The sequence below is a fragment of the Rahnella sp. P4_A8 genome (assembly GCF_056402435.1).
On sequence record NZ_JBFUHK010000184.1, the window covers coordinates 1 to 1,969 of the forward strand.

The following is a 1,969-nucleotide window of genomic DNA, read 5'->3' on the forward strand; positions in this document are numbered from 1 at the left end:
GTGCTGATTGTCACCAAGCTGGACCGTCTTGGGCGTAATGCCATGGACATAAGAAAAACAGTTGAGCAACTGGCGGCGTCAGATATTCGCGTTCATTGCCTAGCCCTGGGCGGGGTGGATCTGACCAGCCCGGCAGGAAAAATGACCATGCAGGTCATCTCTGCTGTGGCGGAATTTGAAAGAGATTTGCTGCTTGAGCGTACGCACTCTGGTATCGCGCGAGCAAAAGCAGCTGGAAAACGGTTTGGACGTCCTTCAGTACTGAAGGAAGAACAGCAACTTACGGTGATTGCACGGATTAACGCCGGAATAAGTATCAGCGCCATTGCGCGGGAATTTAATACTACCCGGCAAACCATACTCCGGGTAAAAGCAGGGCAGCAATAATCCTGAGTGTAAATACAGCTCAAAACCTCTTAGCTGGATGGTCTGCTATGTGCCAAAAGCAGACATTACTGGCTACCAGAAACTGGGGCATGGCTCGAAAAAAATCACAACCAGATAGTTACTTTCACTCCTGACGGTCATTCGAAGTGAGATACGTAATGTCTTAAATGACTACTATAATCGTCATTTAAGACGTTTCTTTCTCACTTATGATTCTCTCATCGCATCAAAGGTGACCCAAAGGAGTCTGCAATGAGTCTCGTAACACAACCAGGTAAAGGCACTGCCGTGATCACAGGTGCATCCACCGGTATCGGTGCTGTTTACGCCAGTCGACTGGCGCGCATGGGATACGACCTGATCATTATCGCCCGCAACCATAACCGCCTGAATCAGATGGCAAGTCATATTACTGCTGACACCGGCCGCAATGTGGAAGTGTTGGCAGCCGATCTTGGTGATGCCCAGCAGCTGGCAGTTGTGGAGCAGAAACTGCGTGCTGATGCCAGCATCACACTGCTGGTGAACAATGCCGGTGTCGGAACTCATACGCCCTTGTTGTTGAGCGATGTCGATCAGATGCAGGCGATGATTAATCTCAATGTCGTCGCCCTGACTCGTCTGACTTACAGCGTGGTTCCTGGTTTTGTCGACAGAGGTGCAGGCGCCATCATCAATATCTCATCGATTGTCAGCCTCGCGCCGGAACTGCTTAACGGCGTGTACGGCGGCACAAAAGCCTTTGTGCTGGCATTCAGTCAGTCACTGCATCATGAACTCGCCGAAATGGGCATCCACATCCAGGCTGTGCTACCGGGTGCAACGGCAACGCCGTTCTGGGATAACGGCGGCTTACCCCTCGAACAACTCGATAAGTCGATAGTGATGAGCGCTTATGACCTGGTGGATGCGGCGCTGGCGGGTTTTCTTAACGGGGAACTTGTCACCATCCCGTCATTGCATAACGACGCTTACTGGCAGGCGATGGAACGCAGTCGCCAGGCCATGATTCCGCAACTGTCCAGTAATGTACCCGCCGACCGTTATCGCGTCGGCCTCACTCACTAACATTATATTTAGCCAACAGGAATAATCGTATGAAACTGACAGGCAACACTATTTTTATCACTGGCGGCACTTCGGGTATTGGCCGTGCGATGGCAGAAAAATTTCATCAACTGGGTAATCAGGTGATCATTTCGGGCCGTCGTAAGTCGCTTCTGGACACAGTTACCGCTGCCAACTCTGGGATGGACTCCGTGATGCTGGATGTTACCAGTGCCTCAAGTATTAAATCGGCGGCGCAAGAGGTTCTCTCTCGCTATCCGGCACTTAATGTGGTGATCAATAACGCTGGCATTATGCCATTCGATAACGCCTCTGCCGAACTGGATGACGACATGGCCACCACCTTACTGGATACCAACCTGTTGGGCACKGTTCGGGTTAGTTCAGCATTTGTTGAGCATCTGAAACAGCAACCGGATGCGGTATTGATCAATAACAGTTCGATTCTGGCCTTTTTACCCCTGGTGACCAATGCACTTTACTCAGCAACCAAAGCGGCGATTCACTCTTACAC

The 1,969-nt window shown here is 51.0% G+C and carries 3 protein-coding genes; all 3 read left to right on the plus strand.

Features of this window, described 5'->3' with window-relative positions:
* Nucleotides 1–387, plus strand: a 387-nt coding sequence (locus AC1DUO_RS24440) for a recombinase family protein (RefSeq protein ID WP_477989190.1), incomplete at its 5' end; no start/stop codon positions are given.
* Nucleotides 388–639: 252 nt separating this feature from the next.
* Nucleotides 640–1,455, plus strand: coding sequence for an SDR family NAD(P)-dependent oxidoreductase (locus tag AC1DUO_RS24445; RefSeq protein WP_477989192.1), 816 nt, complete (start codon nucleotides 640–642; stop codon nucleotides 1,453–1,455).
* A gap of 29 nt (nucleotides 1,456–1,484) precedes the next feature.
* Nucleotides 1,485–1,969: SDR family oxidoreductase (locus tag AC1DUO_RS24450; RefSeq protein ID WP_477989193.1), on the plus strand; the 485-nt coding region annotated here is incomplete at its 3' end.